Consider the following 18020-nt stretch of genomic DNA (forward strand, 5'->3'; position numbering starts at 1 on the left):
GCCCTCACCTCGTCATCCCGGGCTTGACCCGGGATCCCGCTTTTTTGAGGGCACAGGCAGTTTTCGGCATCAAGCGGGACCCCGGATCAAGCCGGTCCTGAGCTTGTCGAAGGGTCCGGGGTGCGAAAAAGGGAATGGCCGCAACCAGCCGCTACCCAACATCGCGTCGCAGGCCCGCAATCATCGCCTCAATCAGACGCTCCCCCGCCAATCAGCCTTTCCGCTTCGCCGCGATATACCGTCCCACCTGCTCCTCCAGCACGTCGAGCGGCAACGCGCCCTCGCTGAGGACCGCTTCATGGAAATCGCGGATGTCGAAGCGCGGCCCGAGTTCGCGTTCGGCGCGCGCGCGCAGTTCGGCGATCTTGAGCTGGCCGACCATATAGCTCGTCGCCTGGCCCGGCCAGTTGAAGTAGCGGTCGACCTCGCGCGCGATGTCGGTGTCCGACACCGAACTATTCGCCTTGAAATAGGCGATCGCCTGCTCGCGCGTCCAACGCTTCGAATGGATGCCGGTGTCGAGCACCAGCCGGATCGCGCGCCACACCTGGAGCGACAGCATCCCGAACTTGGCATAGGGGTCCTTATACACCCCCATCTCGCCCGCCAGCCGCTCCGAATAGAGCCCCCAGCCTTCCATATAGGCGCCATAGCCGCCGAACTTGCGGAATTTGGGAACCCCGGCGAGTTCCTGCTGGCGGGCGATCTGGAAATGATGCCCCGGCGCGCCTTCATGCGCGGCGATGCCGGCGACCTGGACCTTCTGCGTCTGGTTCATGTCGACGAGATTGACGTAATAGATGCCGGGGCGCGACCCGTCGGCCGACGGCGGATTGTAAAAGGCGGTCGGCGCGGTCCCCTCGCGCCACTTCTCGACCGCGCGCACTTCCAGCGCCGCCTTGGGCAGGACGCGAAAATAGCGGGGCGCCGTCGCCATCACCGACGCGATCACCGCGCGCGCATCGGCCAGATATTCCTCGCGGCCGGCCTCGGTATTCGGATATTTGAACTTGGGATCGGTGCGGATGCTGTCGAAGAATTGCTCCAGCGTGCCGGTGAAACCGACCTCGCGCTTGATCGCCTCCATCTCCTTGCGGATCGCCGCCACCTGGTCGAGGCCCAGTTGGTGGATCTGGTCCGCGGTCAGGCTGGTCGTGGTCGAGCTTTTCAGCCGGTCGGCATAATAAGCATCACCGCCCGGCAGGCTCCAGGCGCCGAAATTGCCCTTCGACTGCGGCTCGATCTCGTCGAGCGCCGCGAACAGCGCGTCATAGCCGCGCTTGAACGGCCCGGTCAGCGCCGCACGCGCGTCGGCGATCAGCTTTTCCTTCGTCGCGGCGGGCGCATCCAGCGCGCCGACCTTCTTGCGAAAATCCGCCAGCAGCGTCGAATCGGCCCCGTCATCGAAGGGCGCGCCGGTGATGACGCGGCGCGCGTCGGCGCGGGCGGGCGCGAAATTCACCTTGTTGGGGATGATCCCGGCGGCCGCCTGCTCGCGCATCAGCGCCGTGACCTCGCGCATCACCCGCTCGGTATCGCGCAGGCGGGCGATATAGGCCGCGGCGTCGGCGACGCTGTCGACCTTGTGGTTGTTGATGAGCAGCACGGGAATATCGCCCGCCGGGCTGCCGTTGGTGGTCACCGGCAGGCGGAGCTTGCGGAAGCGGGCCGATGCGCGTTCGCGTTCGACCTCATATTCGAACAATCGGTAGCTGACGCGCGCGCTTTCGCCGAGCTGGTCGGGCCGGAAGCGCGCGCGCATGTCCTTCAGCTGCCGCTCGGCCAGCGCCTGTTCGCGCACCGCCGTCGCGTCGGTATAGTCGTCGAGCCGGTCATAATCGGTCTTGAACCCGAGCTGCGTCTGCGTTTCGGGATGCAGTTTCACCCGCTCGTCGAACGCCTGGTCGAGGAACTGGAGCAGTGCCGCATCCTGCGTCGCGGCTGGCGCCGCAGCCGACGCTGCCTGCGCGAAGGCGGGCGCCGCAGCCGACGCTGCCTGCGCGAAGGCGGGCGCCGACAACGGAACGAACGGCACGGCGGGCAACAGCAGCAGGGCAAGGGTCAAACGCATCATATTCTCCCATTTCGTCAGATGCTTGTTACTCGCCCTTGCTTCCGACGCAAATGGATTGCGCGCGATTATCGTCCGGGGGTCAGCGCCGCGCCGAGCCGGAGGAGTTCGGCACCCAGCGCCTCGACCTCCGCAGCGCTGCGCGACACCGCTAGGACCGAGGCCGACACACAAAAGCCCGCGCCGGCGCCCGCGAGCCCGGCCGCGACGGTGCAGACGCCGCGGTGCGCGAAACCCTGGTCGACGGCAAAGCCCTTGCGCCCCGCCTCGCGAACCTGTCCGGCATAGGTTTCGAACGACAGATCGGCCTGCCAGCGCACGGGCGCGAAGCGGCGGCGCAGTTCAGCCCCGTCGATACCCTGCGCCGCCGCCAGGGCGCGCCCCACCGCGCCGCCGCCGAGCGGCTGGCGCTGCGCATCGGCCAGATGCAGGCGCATCCCGGCGTCGCTCTCGGCGCGGGCGATCAGCCCGGTTCGCTCGCGCGAAACCATTTTCCACAGTCCGACCGCGGCGTCGAACGATTGCGCGAACTGCGCCATCAGCGGCCGCGCGCGATCGGCCAGCATCTGTGCCGCGCCATCGCGAAGCGCGCCGGATGCCGCCCACGCCGGCGCCAGCCCGTATCGCTTGCCGCGCGGATCGCGCTCGACGACGCCTTCCTCGACCAGCGTCTTGAGCAGGTTGAGACAGCTCGACGGGCTGAGTTCGACGAGCCGGCCGATTTCGGACAGCGACAACGGGCTCGTTCCGGCGAGCAGGCGCAGGATCGCCAGGGCATGGGATACGGATCGCACCGGACCGGTCATGCGCCCTGTTAGTTTTCACTATAGTAAAAAGCAATTCCCAATGTTGAATATCACCCGCAACGCGGCTATTCGGCCTATGACCGTAACAGGAGGCCGACATGAGCATTTCCAGCCCCGGCATGGACGCCGATGTTTTCGAGCAGTTCATCGAGCAGCTACAGCGCTATGTCCGCGAGCGCCTGCTCCCCGCCGAGCAGACGATCATCGAGACCGACGCGATCCCCGCCGACATCCTCGCCGAGATGCGCGACATGGGCCTGTTCGGGCTGACGATCCCCGGGGAATATGGTGGCGCGGGGATGAGCGTCAGCCAATATGTCCGGACCATCCACACGCTCAGCTATGCGATGCCCGCCTTCCGTTCGATCATCTCGATCAATCTCGGCATGTTCGCCTCGGCGCTGAAAAATGGCGGCACCGACGCGCAGAAGGCCGAATGGCTGCCGCGGATCGCGGCGGGCGATATCGCCGCCTTCGGCCTGACCGAGCCCGGCTCCGGGTCGGATTCGGCGGGGCTGCAGACGACTGCGGTGCAAACCGACAACGGCTGGATACTCAACGGCACCAAGCGCTACATCACCAATTCGCCCTTCGCGAAGGTCGGGCTGATCATGGCGCGCACGAGCAAGGAGAATCTGCCCAAGAACGCCCATGTCTCGGCCTTTATCGTCCCGCTCGACACACCGGGCGTGACGATCGGCAAGTCGGACAAGAAGATGGGCCAGTCGGGCAGCCATATCGCCGACATCGTGATGGACGACGTTCGCGTCGGCGGCGAGGCGCTGCTCGGCGGCGAACTCGACAAGGGTTTCGCCTTTGCAATGATGAGCCTCGACAACGGCCGCATGTCGGTCGGCGCCGCCGCCACCGCCTACGCCCGCCGCGCGCTCGACAGCGCCGTGCGCTATGCGACCGAGCGCAAGGCGTTCGGCGAGCCGATCGCCAACTTCCAGCTGATCCAGCAGATGCTCGCGCAGAGCGAGATCGACATCTACGCCGCCGAATGCATGATGGAGGACGTCACCCGCCGCGCCGACGCGGGCGAGAATGTCCTGCGCAAGGCCGCGGCATTCAAGGTCTTCGCCAGCGAAATGTGCGGCCGCGTCGTCGACGCCTGCGTCCAGGTCTATGGCGGCGCCGGCTATCTCGCCGAATATGACGCCGAGCGTTTCTTCCGCGATGCGCGCATCTATCGCATCTACGAAGGCACGACGCAGATCCTCCAGCTCCAGATCGCCAAGCATATGCTGCGCGAATTTGCGGCGGCGAATTGAGGGTGGCGGTGAATATCCCGTCGCCCCCGCGCAGGCGGGGGCCGCTGTCGGCCTTGCCCGTCGTCGCTGCGCAAACCGCTAGCGGCCCCCGCCTGCGCGGGGGCGACGGAGTGGACGATGTATAACCTCCTCTCCGGCCTCCCCATCATCGAAGCCTCCTCCTTCGTCGCCTCCCCCACCGCGGGCCTCTACCTCGCCCAGTTCGGCGCGGAGGTGATCCGCGTCGACCAGATCGGCGGCGGCCCCGATTTCCGGCGCTGGCCGGTGACCGCGGAAAACGACTCGCTCTATTGGGAAAATCTCAACCGCGCGAAAAAGTCGGTCGCGCTCGACCTTGGCCGGCCCGAGGGGCGCGAGCTGCTGCAGGAACTGGTGCGCGCGACCGGCCAGTTCATCACCAACTTTCCTGTCGGCGGTTTCCTCTCGCACGACACGCTGGCGACAGGACGCGCCGACCTGATCACCGTCCGCGTGATGGGCTGGGCCGACGGCTCGCCCGCACTCGACTATACGGTCAACAACAGCGTCGGCTATCCGATGCTGACCGGCGCCGGACCCGATCCGGTCAACCATGTGCTCCCGGCCTGGGACCTGCTCACCGGCGCCTATGCCGCCTTCGCGCTGCTCGCGGCGATCCAGCGGCGCAGCGTCAGCGGCGAAGGTGGCGAAGTCCGCATCCCGCTCTCCGATGTCGCGATCGGCACCGTCGCCAATTTGGGCGGCATCGCCGAAATGCTTTATTCGGGCGAAAACCGCCCGCGCGTCGGCAATGCGGTGTACGGCCTGTTCGGGCGCGATTTCGTGACGCGCGACGGCAAGCGGACGATGATCGTCGTGGTCACCCCGCGCCAATGGGCCAATCTGATCGCGGCGCTGAACCTCGGCGACGCGATCGCGAGCATCGAAACCGCGCGCGGCGTCTCGTTCGCCAAGGACGACGGCCTCCGTTTCGACCATCGCGACGCACTCTATCCGCTGTTCGAAACAGCCATCGCCGCGCGCGACCATGCCGACCTCGCCGCCGCCTTCGACGCGGGCGGGATCGTCCATTCGCCCTATCGCACGATGCTCGACGCCGTACAGGACCCCGCACTCGTCGCGAACAACCCGATCTTCGGCGCCGCGGAAAACCCCAGCGGCTTCGCCTATCCCGCCGCGGGCGCCTTCTCGACCATCCCGCAGGTCGACCGCGAGCCACCGCGCGCTGCCCCGCGCAACGGCCAGCATACGGAAGAAGTGCTGTCCTCGCGCCTTTCGCTTTCCTCGGGCCAGATCGCCCGCCTGATCGATGCGGGGATTGCCGGTGTCGCATGACATCACATCCCCCCTTATCGTCACCCCGGACTTGATCCGGGGTCCCGCTCAGCACCGTCGAAAAGCGGGACCCCGGATCAAGTCCGGGGTGACGAAGCAGTTTAACGACACGACCCCAACCGGAGACCCCAAATGACCCTGCGCCGCGCCGCTATCGTCGCCCCGATCCGCACCCCCGTCGGCAAGTTCGGCGGCGCGCTGTCGTCGATCACCGCCGGCGACCTCGGCGCCGTCATCCTGAAGGCGCTGATCGAGCGGACGAAGATCGACCCCGCGCGCGTCGATGACGTCGTCTTTTCGCAGGGTTACGGCAATGGCGAGGCGCCGTGCATCGGCCACTGGTCGTGGCTCGCCGCCGGCCTGCCGCTCGAAGTGCCCGGCTACCAGCTCGACCGCCGCTGCGGCTCGGGGCTGCAGGCGATCGTCAACGCCGCGATGATGGTCCAGACCGGCATGTCCGATGTCGTCGTCGCGGGCGGCGTCGAATCGATGTCGAACGTCGAACATTACAGCACCGATATCCGAAAGGGCATCCGCGCGGGCAATCTCACCCTCCACGATCGGCTGACGCGCGGCCGCGTCATGTCGCAGCCGGTCGAACGCTTCGGGGTGATCACCGGAATGATCGAGACCGCCGAAAATCTGGCGAAGGATTATCATATCGGCCGCGAAGCATGCGACGCCTATGCCGTCCGCAGCCACCAGCGCGCCGCCGCCGCTTGGGCGAACGGGCTGTTCGACGACGAACTGGTCCCCGTATCGGTGCCGCAGAAAAAGGGCGACCCCGTCGTCTTCGCGCACGACGAGGGCTATCGCGCCGACGCGACGCTGGAATCGCTCGGCAAGCTGCGCCCGCTCGAAGCGAAGGCTATTCCGGGCGCCGTCGTCACCGCGGGTAACGCCAGCCAGCAGAATGATGCCGCCGCCGCGTGCCTTGTCGTCGCCGAGGACAAGCTGGACGAACTCGGGCTCACGCCCATCGCCTGGTATCACAGCTCGGCCGCCGCAGGCTGCGACCCCAGCCGCATGGGCATCGGCCCCGTCCCCGCGGTCGAACGCCTCTTCGCGCGCAGCGGCCTCGGCTGGAACGACATCGACCTCGTCGAACTCAACGAAGCCTTCGCGCCGCAGGTGCTCGCCGTCCTGAAAGGCTGGGGCTGGTCGGAGGACGACAGCCGCAACGATATTCTCAATGTCAACGGCTCGGGCATTTCGCTCGGCCATCCGATCGGCGCCACCGGCGGGCGCATCCTCGCCAATCTGACCCGCGAGCTGGTGCGCCGCAACGGCCGCTACGGTCTCGAAACCATGTGCATCGGCGGCGGCCAGGGCATCGCCGCGATCTTCGAGCGCGCGGCTTGAACCAGGCCCCTCCTCCTCGTCACCCCGGACTTGATCCGGGGTCCCGCTTGTCACCGTCGCTGAGCGGGACCCCGGATCAAGTCCGGGGTGACGATGGGGAAGAGGACAAGCTCTAACAATGCGTATCACTTTGAATAACGCTCTTGCCGCCGCACAGGCCTATCGCGGTGCAGCGCAGGCGGCGCTCGGCGAACGGTTGGCGGCGCGGCCGATCGACCGCGAACAACGCGCGGCGCATGGCTTCGCGTGGGTCGCGACGACGGTCGCGGCGCTCGAAGCAACGCTCGCGTGGTGCGAGTCCGGCCAGGACTCGAACCCCCTCGACACCAAAATCGCTACCCTCGCCTTCGCCGAAGGCATCGGCCAGCTCACCGGCGGCCTGCCGATGGGTCAGAACGAGATATTCCGCCCCGCCGATCTCGGCCTCGGCGCCGCTGCGCGAACGCTCGCCGATGCCTGCACCAACCTCCTCGACGCCGATCATGCGGCGACCCGCGCCGAGGTCGCCGCCGCACTCGCCGGCGGCCATTGGCCGAGCGAGACGCTCCACGACACCGACCTCGACGCGATCCGCGCGCAATATCGCCGCTTCACCGACGCCGCGATCATCCCCCACGCCCACGGCTGGCACCTCGCCAACACGCTGATCCCCGACGCGACGGTGCAGGCGATGGCCGACCTCGGCACCTTCGGCGTCTGCATTCCCGAGGAATATGGCGGCCTCGGCCTCGGCAAACTCGTGATGTGCATCGTCACCGAAGAATTGTCGCGCGGCTGGATCGGGACCGGGTCGCTCGGCACCCGCTCCGAAATCGCGGGCGAACTGATCGTCCTCGGCGGCACCGACGCGCAGAAGGCCGCATGGCTGCCGAAGATCGCGAGCGGCGAAATATTGCCGACCGCGGTGTTCACCGAACCCGATACCGGCTCCGACCTCGGCTCGCTCCAGACCCGCGCCCGCCGCGACGGCGACCGCTGGGTCATCGACGGCGCAAAGAACTGGATCACCCACGCCGCGCGCTCCGACCTGATGACCCTGCTCGCGCGCACCGTGCCCGACGCCAAGGGCTATGCGGGCCTGTCCATGCTGCTCGTCCCCAAACCGCGCGGCACCGAATCCGATCCCTTCCCCGCCGCCGGGATGACGGGCAGCGAGATCGAAGTGCTCGGCTATCGCGGGATGCGCGAATATGCGCTGCAATTTGACGCGATGGCGGCACCCGCCGACGCGTTGCTCGGCGGCGAGGAGGGGCAAGGCTTCAAACAGCTCATGCGCACCTTCGAGGGCGCGCGCATCCAGACCGCCGCCCGCGCCGTCGGGGTCGCGCGCCGCGCGCTCGAGCTCGGGCTCGACTATGCCCTGAACCGCAAACAGTTCGGCAGGGCGATCGTCCATTTCCCGCGCGTCGCCGACAAGCTGGCGATGAGTCTTGTCGACTTCGTCACCGCGCGCGAGCTGAGCTATGCCGCCGCGCGCGCCAAGGACAGCGGCAAGCGCTGCGACATCGAGGCGGGCATGGCGAAGCTGCTCGGCGCGCGCGCCGCCTGGTCGAATGCCGACGCCGCGTTGCAAATCCACGGCGGCAACGGCTATGCGCTCGAATATGAGATCAGCCGGCTGCTCTGCGACGCGCGCATCCTCAACATCTTCGAGGGTGCGGCGGAGATTCAGGCGCAGGTGATCGCGCGCGGGCTGACCGGAGGACGCAATTGATGAGCGAATGGAGCGCATGGATCGGCCGCGAAGAGACGCGCCATGACCGCATCGACGACGCCGCGGTCGCGCGCTGGCTCGCGACGCTCGATCGCGCCGCGCCATCCGACGGCAGCGTCGCGCAGGCGTACCACTGGTGCCTCTGCCTTCCCGACGCGCCGACCGCGACGCTCGGCGCCGACGGGCATCCGGTGCGTGACGACAGCGACGACAGCTTCCTGCCCCCCATCCCGCTGCCCCGCCGCATGTGGGCTGCGAGCAAAGTCGAATTCATCGCCCCGCTGCGCCCCGGCCGGTCGATAGTGCGCGCATCGCGCGTCGCCTCGATCACCGAAAAGCAGGGCGGCACCGGCAAGCTTGTCTTCGCCGAAATTGCCCATGAAACCCACGGCGACGGCGAGCTGGCGATCCGCGAAATCCAGTCGATCGTCTTCCGCGAACCCGCCCCCGGCGGCGCGCTACCGGCCCCGCTGCCCGCGAGTGACAACTTCGACCCGTCGGGCTGGGACGCGCACCGCCTGCTCGTCCCGTCGGAAGCTTTGCTGTTCCGCTACTCGGCATTGACCTTCAACAGCCACCGTATCCACTATGATCTGCCCTATGCGTGCGAGGCAGAGGGCTACCCGGGCCTCGTCGTCCACGGGCCGCTCACCGCGACGCTGCTGCTCAATCTGGCGGCGCAGCATTTCGGAGATAACCGACTGAAAAAATTCAGCTTTCGTGGTACTTCACCGGCGATCTGCAACCAGGAACTGCACCTCACGCTGCGTGGCACCTTCGACAACATCGAACTCGGCGCCTTCGCAGCCGACGGGCGGCAGATCATGCAGGCTTCGGCAGCGCTCTAGCGTCTGTCCTCGCCGGGCGGTGCTTCGTCCTTGCGCCGCCGCTCCCACCGCGCCTCGACAAAGCTCAGCAAGGTCAGCATGACGACGCTGATCACCGACCCGATCAGCACCAGCGGCCATTGCGCCGCGCCGCACGCGATGCCGATCACCGCCGCGAGCCACAGATGCGCCGCGGTGGTAAGGTTCTTCACCTCGCCCCTGCTGAACACGATCAGCCCGGCGCCGATGATGCCGATAAAGGCGCCCGTCGCTTCATAGATGCGCAGCGGATCGGATCGCTGCCCGCCGATCTGCGCGTAAAGCGCGATGATCGACACCGTCATCGCGGCCGCCGAAAAGCAGATCAGCCCGTGCGTCCGGAACCCCGCCTCATGCCCGCGAATCTCGCGGTCGAGCCCCAACAGCAAGCCAAGCACCGCCGCGACGCCGAGCCGCGACAGCAAGTCGAAGTCGATCCAGTGGACGAGTATCGGCGCATTGAGCTCCATCGCCCATCATAGCGCCGCAGCGCGCAAAGGGTTCCGCCCGTTCAGTATCGCGCGCGGATGCTCGCGAAGAAGCTGCGCCCGGGTTCGGGGAAACCGTCGGTCAGCACATAATGGTCGTCGAACAGGTTGCGCGCGCCGACCCCGATCTCGACCCCGCCCTGCAGCGCATAGTCGATGCGCAGGTTCGCCTGAACATAGCTGCCGGTGCGGTAATAGACTGGCGGCGACGCGGTGCTCAGCGTCGTGCGGTCGGACGCGAAATCGACGCTCGGCACGATGGTCAGGCTGCCGAACGGCGACCAGCTTGCATAGGCGAAACCCTTGTGCGTCGGCACGTCGGTCAGGCGGAACACCGGGATCACGGTTCCCGGCGCACCGGCGCCGATCTCGAACGAGCGATGCGTATATGTATAGTTCGCACCGAGTTCGAGCGAGGGCCCGACATGCGCGGTCAAAGCCAGTTCCGCGCCATAATATTCGGCATTGCCCAGATTCTGGCGCTGGCTCGTATTCGCGGGGAAATCCTGGGGCCGCACCGACACGATCGCATCGTCGATATTGCTGTAGAAGATGGCGCCCTCGGCATGGAGGCCGCCAAAATCGCGCGATCCGCCAATCTCGAAATTCGTTGCCCGCTCGGCTTTCAGGTCCGGGTTCGACGCCGCGGTGCCGAACTGGGTGCTGAAGCGTTCGAAGATCGTCGGAAAACGCGACCGGCGCGACACGCTGGCATGCAGGCGCGTCGCCTCGTCGGGACGATATTCGATCCGCCCCTGCCAGTTGAACGCCGACGCGTTGGCCAGCGGATATTCGAAGAAGTTCGCAGGCGAGGTGAAGGAAATCGTATATTCCTCCGCCTTTTTAAGATCGCGCCAGTCGAAACTGGCACCGAGCGTCAGGGTTAGCGCGGGACTCAGCGCCAGGACATTCTCGCCCGCGATGCTGTACGTGTCCTCGACCGTCGATTGCCAGGGTTCGCTATAGGCGATCGGCGGCCCGCTGCTGGTCGGCACCCGGTTGTAGAAACCGTCCTGCCGCTCGCGATGTTCGTCGCGGCGGTAATGGGCCGCCAGCGTGAGGCGGTCCGCTTCGGTCAGTTGCACCGCCAGTTCGGCCGACCCGCCCCACGCTTCATCGGCGTAATAGCTGTCGAACGCGCGCGCGAGCGACTGCGTCGTCTGGGTCCTGTCGTTGAACGACTGCAGCAGATTGTCGAACGTGTTGCGATAGATGCGCGTCTTCAGCGTCCCACGGTCGCCGAGCGCCGTCGTCGAGAGGAAATAGATGCTCTCGATATTCCAATAGGGCCAGCTCCAGTTACGCTGCGCCCCGACCCCGTCGGTCACGTGCAGCGGCGCATTTTTGGCGCCCTCCTGCCGCGTGTAGCTGATCGAATATTCGTCCGTCGCATTGGGCGTGAAACCGACCTTCGCATTCACCCGCCAGTCGCGCGTGCGCGAAAAGTCGCGTTCGCCGCCATCTTCGGCCGAACCCGGCGCCGGGTCGTAACCCCCGGCAAGGTCCCAATGATCCCGGAAATTGCGCGTATACGATGCCTGGGCGTAGAATTTGTCCTGCCGCGTGCCGAGCAGCGCGAAGACATTATAGCCCGCATAGTCGATATCGCGGTCGAGATCGATCGTCGCGCGCGCTTCGGCTTCGAGCGCCTTGGTCGGCTTGCGCGTGACGAGGTTGATCGCGCCGCCCATCGCTCCGGGCCCGTCGAGCACCGAGGCATAGCCCTTCGCGACCTGGATCTCGGCGATGTCGGGGGTCAGGAAGCGGCCATAGTCGAGCCGGTTGTCGGCGGGCAGGTAGACGCGGATGCCGTCGAGCGACAGCGGCACCTGGAAGCGGTCGAAGCCGCGGACGAAGATCAGCCGCTCGTTGCGCGATCCGCCGCTGTTCGCCGCCGTGACGCCGGGCATCAGATTGACCGCCTCGTCGAGCGTGTTGCGGTTGAAGCTGTAGATGGCATCGGACGACAGCGTCTCGGTCCCGATCGTGATATTCTCGGCGCGCGGCGCGGTGACGATGATCTGGCCCAGCGTGAAGGCGCTGTCTTCGCTCGGCGCGGGCCTGTCCGTTTCCTGCGCATGGGCCGGGGCCGCGGCGGCGAGCGCCGTCGTCACGAGAAGAAACAGTCGCATGGAAATCCCCTTTGCCGATGCGGTCGCCATTGCATTTCGGCGAATCGCTATATACGGCCATATACATCGGTCGCCTGAGAGGAAAAGCCATGCCGCGTCACTTTTTGGTCATGCTTGCCGGATTGGCGCTGCTGGCGCCGTCGTCCGGCGCTCTCGCCGCCGAGCCCGATTGCACCGCCGGCGCACCGGCGCTGCCGCCCGAACTTGCGGCTTGGGGGACTCGCGATGCGGTGACCGCAGCCGTCGATGCTGCGGGCGCCGCAACCGGTCCGATCACGATCGGCCGCGCCGTGGACGCATCGCTCCAACCCGCGGCTGCCGTTGACTTCGCCGCCGCGCCCGGCAAGGCGGGCGAAGGCGAAAGCCGCGCAGGCCTGCTCGGCTTCACCGTCGAAACCGCGGGCAACTATCGCGTCGCGCTCGGCGCCGGGGCATGGGTCGATGTCATACAGGCCGGCACCGCGCTCGCCTCGACCGCGCATGGCCATGGGCCGCAATGCTCGGGCATTCGCAAGATGGTCGATTTCTCGCTGACCCCGGGGACTTATCTGCTGCAGATTGCCGCGAGCGCGACCCCGTCGATCGCCGTCATGGTTGCCAAGCTACCCTGACGCTCCTCGTCAGGGCTTTGGACTCGGCGGCAATGGCTGCTCGCGGATCAGCGCGGTCAATTCGTCGAGCCCGCCGCGCCGCGCCGCCTCGGCCAGCCGGCGTTCGAGCGCGCGATAATTGTCCAGCACCGCCCGCCCGCAACCGGTGAGCCGCGCGCCCTTCGCCGCACCGCCCCCGGCGGTCGTTTCGACCAGCCTTTCGGCCCAGCAGCGGTTCATGCTGTCGACGAGCAGCCACGACCGGCGATAGCTCATCCCCATCGACCGCCCCGCGGCCGAGATCGATCCTTCGCGGTCGATCGCCTCGAGCAGGTCGGCCTTTCCCGGGCCGATCGCCGGCTCATCGCCGCAAAATAGCTGTGCCTTCAGCTTGAGCGCACCGTGCCGCACCATATTCCCGCCCCGATCATTGAACCCGCCACCTAAAGTCTGATGATTATACCCTAACCCCCATCTCGTCATTGCGAGCCCTTCGACTGCCTTGCGGGCGCTCAGGATAAACTTGCGCGTTGCGCAAGCGAAGCAATCCAGAGCGGTTTACGCATGCTCTGGATTGCCGCGTCCCCCGGATCAAGTCCGGGGTCCTCGCAATGACGAGGCGGAGTAAAATCATCATACCCTGATATCGCAGCAGCACGGCGAGTCCAAGCGGCCCGGCCCGCGGCCTCGCCAAGAAGCTGATCCGTTTCGCAAAAATCTACAATTGCGATTGACTTGCAATAGCTGAAACGATAGCGGCCGCGCGACAATCGCTCGGGGATATCCATGACCATCAAGCCTGCTCTTCGCCTTTCCGCCGCCGTCGCGGCGTTGCTTTGTGGCGCCCCCCTTCTCCATGCGGCCGAGAGCGTGTTGGCTGACAGCGCGGCAGACACCGCGGACGCAGGCGACGCGGCCGAACAGCGCCGGTCCGATATCGTCGTCACCGGCCTCCATCAGGGCGAAGGGCAGAATAAGGAAGCGGACAATGGCGCGCTCGGCTCGAAATCGCTGCTCGACACGCCCTATTCGATCACCGTCGTCGGCAAGGAGGATATTTCGAAGCGGCAGGCGAACACGATCGCGCAGATTTTCGTTAACGACCCCTCGGTCTTTTCCTTTGCGACGGCAGGCACGACCAACTGGTGGGGCACCCAGATCCGCGGCCTCGGCGTGCGCAACTATTATATCGATGACGTGCCGCTGCTCCTTTATTGGGGCGGCGATTTTCCGCTCGAATCGGTCGAAAGCGTCGAAGCGCTGAAGGGGCTGTCGGGTTTCATGTACGGCTTTGGCGCCCCCGGCGGCACCATCGCCTATCGCACCAAGCGGCCGACCGCCGAGCCCCTGCTGACCACCGAGGTCGGCTATCGCACCAAGAGCGATTTCTATGCGCATGTCGATGCCGGTGGTCCGCTGACCGACGACGGACGGCTTGGCTACCGCATCAATATCGCGGGCGAAAAGGGCACGCTCTACAACGAGGCCGGGGCGAACCGCTGGCTCGGATCGCTGGCGCTCACCTATGCCATAAGCCCCGATGTCGACTGGTACGCGACCGCGACCTACGAAGACAGCAAGCTGGAGCATGAGCCCTTCCAAATCTATTGGAGCGGCTATGAGGGCGCGATCCTGCCGAAACCCACCTACGATTATGACAAGCTCAACGTCGACAACAGCTATTACAAGGCGCGCACGCTCGCGACCGCGACCGGGGTCGACTGGCGCTTTGCCGATGGCTGGAAGGCGAAGCTCACCTACGGCTACACCAGCAAGCTGCATCATTCGAACAAGATGTTCGTCAATATGGTCAACCGGGCGGGCGATTACGAAGGCAATGCCTATAATTTCGCCGAACTCGACAAGAGCCATTTCGTCCAGGCAATGGTGCAGGGCGAATTCGAAACCGGGCCGGTGCGTCACGCGATCGTCGCGGGCGCGTCCTATATGGTCAACGACAGCTACTTTGGCGCCAACAGCTATTGGGGCCACGACTTCGACGGCAATATCTATGAGAATCAGGACTTCCGCGTCACGCGCGACATCGACTGGAGTACTAAGGGCTCTCCTACCCGCGAGCGTCAGCGCGCGCTGTTCCTCAGCGACACCTTATACCTCGGCGACCATGTCCAGGCGATCGTCGGCGGACGCTACACGCGTTACAAGCTGCTCGACACCGACAGCGACCCGGCCACGGACGGCGGATATCGCACCTCGAAACTGTCGCCGACCTTCGCGCTGATCCTGAAACCCGCGCCTTGGGCGTCGATCTATGGCAGCTATGTCGAATCGCTCGAACCCGGCAGCCGCGTCGGCGGCCAATATGCCAACGCAGGCCAAATCCTGAGCCCAACGGTCAGCCGGCAATATGAAGCCGGGGTCAAGGTGGAGCATGACGGACTCAGCCTGACCGGCGCCGCTTTCCGCGTCGAACGCGCGAATACCGCCGAACGCTTCGTCGCGGGGGAGGATCGCCCCTATCTGCGGCAGGACGGCGAGACATTGTACAAGGGGCTGGAACTCATCGCCAGCTATCGGATCGGCCGCGACCTGAAACTGGGTGCGGGCGTGATCCGCCTCGACCCCAGCTTGCGCAAGCTGTCGGAAACCGCTGACGGCACGCCCTCCCCCGATATCGGCAATATCCCCGCGCAAGCGGCGAAATGGCAGCTGACCGGCAACGCCGAATATGCCGTCGCTGGGATCGATGGGCTGAGCCTGCACGCCAATGTCCGCTATTTCGGCAAGGCGCCCACCGACGACGCCAACCGCCTTTTCATCCCCCGCCGCACGCTCGCCAACGCCGGCTTCCAGTACCGGACGCAGATCGGCGGACAGGGCGTGACCTTCACCGGCAATCTGAACAATCTCTTCAACAAGAAATATTGGGGCCTCGGCAACATCGGCGAGGCGAGGAATGGCTCGCTGAGCGTGCGGATCGACTGGTAGCGGGTCCGGCGCACTCCTGCCGAAGGCGGCAGCGAAGGAACGCCGGCTTTCGGCCGGAAGCTGCCGTTCCCTTCGTCGTCACCCCGGACTTGATCCGGGGTCCCGCTGGACGTCGAAACCTGCGTTACCCTCAAAAAAGCGGGATCCCGGGTCAAGCCCGGGATGACTGAAAAAGGGCAACAACCGGCCGGTAGCGGACGCTAGCTAAATAACCGTCGCCCCCGCGAAGGCGGGGGCCGCTGGCAACCTTGCGCTCGGCCGATTGCGGCCCCCGCCTTCGCGGGGGCGACGGTTATGGATGGTTAGCGAATGGCAGCTCCCCACCCCAAAACCGCCATCGCGACCGTCGGCCCGCAACCGGCACGCCTCAAAAAGACCTAATTTTTCTTAGCCTTTGCATCAGATCAATCAGCCTTGCAACTTTCCTTGGACGGACCATTCTCGGACCTTCAGGAAAAAGATGGGGCAGGATATGATAAAAAAGTCGCTCGCCGCGCTGACGCTCGTGCTGACGCTTTCGCCGCTGGTCGGGGCTCATGCGCAGCGCGCGCGTGAGGTGGTGCCGGTCGTGCAACCCGGCGGCGACATTCCGAAACATTATTCGCCCGAAAGCGAGGGAACCGACTACGAACGGCGCGTCGTCATGGTGCCGATGCGCGACGGCGTGAAGCTGCAGACGATCATCATCGTACCGAAGGGTGCAACCAACGCGCCGATCCTGATGGACCGCACGCCCTATAATGCGACGGCGCGCTCGACGCGTTCGACGAGCACGCGGATGGTCAACGCGCTGCCGTTCGAGAATGAGCAGTTCGTCAAGAACGGCTATATCATCGTCTGGCAGGACACCCGCGGCAAGTTCGGGTCGGAGGGCGATTATACGATGATCATGCCCGTCGCCGGCCCGCTCAACAAGACCGGGGTCGACCATTCGACCGACGCCTATGACACCATCGACTGGCTGGTGAACAAGGCGAACCTGCCCGAAAGCAACGGCCGCGTCGGCATGATCGGCTCGTCTTACGAGGGCTATACCACCGCGATGGCGCTGCTCAATCCGCACCCGGCGCTGCGGGCGGCGGCGCCCGAAAGCCCGATCATCGACGGCTGGATGGGCGACGACTGGTTCCATTATGGCGCCTTTCGCCAGTTGATGCTCGGCTTCGTCGCGATGCAGTCGGGCGAAAAAGGCTTTGCCGCGTCGCCGTCGCACGGCGGCGGCGACGATTATGACGTGTTCCGCGAGGCCGGATCGGCGGGCGACTGGGCGCGGGCGCGCGGTTTCGACCAGCTACCGGCGTTCAAGCGCGTGATCGCCAACCCCGAATATAGCGCGAACTGGTCGGGACAGGGGGTCGACAAGCTGCTCGCCGCCAATCCGTCGGACGTGCCGACCCTGTGGGTCCACCCGATCTGGGACCAGGAGGACGGCTATGGCGCGATCCGCTCGTTCGAGGCGCTGCGCGCCGCGGGCAAGACCGGCAACAACCATTTGATCCTCGGCCCCTGGTCGCACAGCCAGGTCAACCGCGCCACCGGCGGCCGCAGCCTCGGCCCGCTCAACTGGGACGGCGACACGGTCGAACATTATTGGAAGCGCATGGTGCTGCCCTTCTTCAACGAGCATCTGAAGGACGGCCCGCCGTCGAACATGCCGGTCGCGACGGTCTATAACACCGGCGAGGATCGCTGGGAAAAGCTGACGACCTGGCCGCTCGCCTGCGAGAAGGGCTGCCCTTCGCCACTGACCCCGATCTACCTCGCCGCCGACGGCGGGCTCGGCTTCCAGGCGGGGCCGGCGGGCAGCGACAGCTATGTCTCCGATCCCGCCAAGCCGGTGCCGTTCCTGCCGCGTCCGTTCAGCATGCAGCGTTCGGTCTATACCCCCGAATGGCCGACCTGGCTGGTCAGCGACCAGCGCAGCGTCGACGGGCGCCCCGATGTGATGACCTATCGCAGCGAGGTGCTCACCGCACCGGTGCGCGTCTCGGGCGCGCCGATCGCCGAAATCCTCGCGCGCACGACGGGCACCGATGGCGATTTCGTGGTCAAGGTGATCGACGTCTTCCCGCAGGAAAGCGCCAGCAATCCCACCATGGGCGGCTATCAGCTCGCGATCGCGCTCGACATCTTCCGCGGCCGCTACCGCGACAGTTTTTCGGACCCTTCGCCGATCCCGGCGGGCAAGGTGCAAAAATACAAGTTCCGCCTGCCGACGGTGAACCATGTCTTCCAGCCGGGGCACCGCATCATGATCCAGGTCCAGTCGAGCCTGTTCCCGCTCTACGACCGCAACCCGCAAACCTATGTCCCCAACATCTTCAACGCGAAGAAGGGCGACTATAAGGCCGCGACGATCACGCTCGAACGCGGCGCGAACGGCAGCAAGGTGTGGCTGCCGGTCGTCCCCGTCGACCAGTCCGCCGCGATGGCACGATAAGCGCGGAGGGATAG

Annotated in this window: 13 protein-coding genes; 8 read left to right on the plus strand and 5 right to left on the minus strand. The window is 65.9% G+C overall.

Features of this window, described 5'->3' with window-relative positions; genetic code table 11:
• Positions 1 to 211 precede the first annotated feature (211 nt).
• Both FHR22_RS15785 and FHR22_RS15790 read right to left on the minus strand, forming a co-directional pair.
• The gene (locus tag FHR22_RS15785) at positions 212 to 2074 is read right to left on the minus strand and encodes a DUF885 domain-containing protein (protein ID WP_208417739.1); all 1863 of its coding nucleotides are present in this window, start codon (positions 2072 to 2074) and stop codon (positions 212 to 214) included.
• 65 nt (positions 2075 to 2139) lie between these two features.
• The gene (locus FHR22_RS15790; protein ID WP_341786638.1) at positions 2140 to 2865 is read right to left on the minus strand and encodes an IclR family transcriptional regulator; all 726 of its coding nucleotides are present in this window, start codon (positions 2863 to 2865) and stop codon (positions 2140 to 2142) included.
• 110 nt (positions 2866 to 2975) lie between these two features.
• Between FHR22_RS15790 and FHR22_RS15795 the strand changes: the two genes are divergently transcribed.
• The 5 genes from FHR22_RS15795 to FHR22_RS15815 all read left to right on the plus strand — a co-directional run bounded on the left by FHR22_RS15795 (position 2976) and on the right by FHR22_RS15815 (position 9389).
• Entirely contained in the window at positions 2976 to 4151 is a 1176-nt protein-coding gene (locus FHR22_RS15795; RefSeq protein WP_243853757.1) for an acyl-CoA dehydrogenase family protein, read from the plus strand.
• A gap of 117 nt (positions 4152 to 4268) precedes the next feature.
• Positions 4269 to 5465, plus strand: a complete 1197-nt coding sequence (locus FHR22_RS15800; protein WP_166944546.1) for a CoA transferase — start codon at positions 4269 to 4271, stop codon at positions 5463 to 5465.
• A 132-nt stretch (positions 5466 to 5597) separates the two neighbouring features.
• On the plus strand, positions 5598 to 6827 hold the full coding sequence (locus FHR22_RS15805) for an acetyl-CoA C-acetyltransferase (protein WP_166944548.1): 1230 nt from the start codon (positions 5598 to 5600) through the stop codon (positions 6825 to 6827).
• A gap of 118 nt (positions 6828 to 6945) precedes the next feature.
• Complete coding sequence (locus FHR22_RS15810) at positions 6946 to 8541, plus strand: acyl-CoA dehydrogenase family protein (protein ID WP_166944550.1); 1596 nt, start codon at positions 6946 to 6948, stop codon at positions 8539 to 8541.
• Positions 8541 to 9389, plus strand: coding sequence for an HTD2 family dehydratase (locus FHR22_RS15815; RefSeq protein WP_166944552.1), 849 nt, complete (start codon positions 8541 to 8543; stop codon positions 9387 to 9389). The genes FHR22_RS15810 and FHR22_RS15815 overlap by 1 nt, the downstream gene beginning before the upstream one ends.
• Here the strand turns inward: FHR22_RS15815 and FHR22_RS15820 are convergent.
• Both FHR22_RS15820 and FHR22_RS15825 read right to left on the minus strand, forming a co-directional pair.
• A complete protein-coding gene (locus tag FHR22_RS15820; protein ID WP_166944554.1) occupies positions 9386 to 9877 on the minus strand; it encodes an MgtC/SapB family protein in 492 nt (163 codons plus the stop codon). The genes FHR22_RS15815 and FHR22_RS15820 overlap by 4 nt on opposite strands.
• Positions 9878 to 9918: 41 nt before the next feature.
• Complete coding sequence (locus FHR22_RS15825) at positions 9919 to 12027, minus strand: TonB-dependent receptor plug domain-containing protein (RefSeq protein WP_166944556.1); 2109 nt, start codon at positions 12025 to 12027, stop codon at positions 9919 to 9921.
• 89 nt (positions 12028 to 12116) lie between these two features.
• On the opposite strand from FHR22_RS15825, the gene FHR22_RS15830 reads away from it, so the two are divergent.
• Positions 12117 to 12638 carry a homogentisate 1,2-dioxygenase gene (locus FHR22_RS15830; protein ID WP_243853758.1) on the plus strand — a complete coding sequence of 174 codons (522 nt, stop codon included), beginning with the start codon at positions 12117 to 12119 and terminating at the stop codon, positions 12636 to 12638.
• A gap of 9 nt (positions 12639 to 12647) precedes the next feature.
• Here FHR22_RS15830 and FHR22_RS15835 read toward each other — a convergent pair whose 3' ends face one another.
• A complete protein-coding gene (locus tag FHR22_RS15835; RefSeq protein ID WP_166944558.1) occupies positions 12648 to 13031 on the minus strand; it encodes a winged helix-turn-helix domain-containing protein in 384 nt (127 codons plus the stop codon).
• Positions 13032 to 13403: 372 nt separating this feature from the next.
• Here FHR22_RS15835 and FHR22_RS15840 point away from each other — a divergent pair, with 372 nt between their 5' ends.
• Together FHR22_RS15840 and FHR22_RS15845 are read left to right on the plus strand one after the other, a co-directional pair.
• Positions 13404 to 15566, plus strand: a complete 2163-nt coding sequence (locus tag FHR22_RS15840) for a TonB-dependent siderophore receptor (RefSeq protein WP_166944560.1) — start codon at positions 13404 to 13406, stop codon at positions 15564 to 15566.
• Positions 15567 to 16038: 472 nt separating this feature from the next.
• Positions 16039 to 18006, plus strand: coding sequence for a CocE/NonD family hydrolase (locus FHR22_RS15845; protein ID WP_166944562.1), 1968 nt, complete (start codon positions 16039 to 16041; stop codon positions 18004 to 18006).
• Positions 18007 to 18020 lie beyond the last annotated feature (14 nt).

The sequence above is a fragment of the Sphingopyxis panaciterrae genome (assembly GCF_011762125.1).
GTDB lineage: Bacteria > Pseudomonadota > Alphaproteobacteria > Sphingomonadales > Sphingomonadaceae > Sphingopyxis > Sphingopyxis panaciterrae.

Coding starts and splice junctions, on each gene's coding strand:
- FHR22_RS15845 (WP_166944562.1), top strand. CDS start 16,039: ATGATAAAAAAGTCGCTCGCCGCGCTGACGCTCGTGCTGACGCTTTCG.
- FHR22_RS15820 (WP_166944554.1), bottom strand. CDS start 9,877: ATGGAGCTCAATGCGCCGATACTCGTCCACTGGATCGACTTCGACTTG.
- FHR22_RS15815 (WP_166944552.1), top strand. CDS start 8,541: ATGAGCGAATGGAGCGCATGGATCGGCCGCGAAGAGACGCGCCATGAC.
- FHR22_RS15840 (WP_166944560.1), top strand. CDS start 13,404: ATGACCATCAAGCCTGCTCTTCGCCTTTCCGCCGCCGTCGCGGCGTTG.
- FHR22_RS15825 (WP_166944556.1), bottom strand. CDS start 12,027: ATGCGACTGTTTCTTCTCGTGACGACGGCGCTCGCCGCCGCGGCCCCG.
- FHR22_RS15830 (WP_243853758.1), top strand. CDS start 12,117: ATGCCGCGTCACTTTTTGGTCATGCTTGCCGGATTGGCGCTGCTGGCG.
- FHR22_RS15795 (WP_243853757.1), top strand. CDS start 2,976: ATGAGCATTTCCAGCCCCGGCATGGACGCCGATGTTTTCGAGCAGTTC.
- FHR22_RS15800 (WP_166944546.1), top strand. CDS start 4,269: ATGTATAACCTCCTCTCCGGCCTCCCCATCATCGAAGCCTCCTCCTTC.
- FHR22_RS15835 (WP_166944558.1), bottom strand. CDS start 13,031: ATGGTGCGGCACGGTGCGCTCAAGCTGAAGGCACAGCTATTTTGCGGC.
- FHR22_RS15805 (WP_166944548.1), top strand. CDS start 5,598: ATGACCCTGCGCCGCGCCGCTATCGTCGCCCCGATCCGCACCCCCGTC.
- FHR22_RS15785 (WP_208417739.1), bottom strand. CDS start 2,074: ATGATGCGTTTGACCCTTGCCCTGCTGCTGTTGCCCGCCGTGCCGTTC.
- FHR22_RS15810 (WP_166944550.1), top strand. CDS start 6,946: ATGCGTATCACTTTGAATAACGCTCTTGCCGCCGCACAGGCCTATCGC.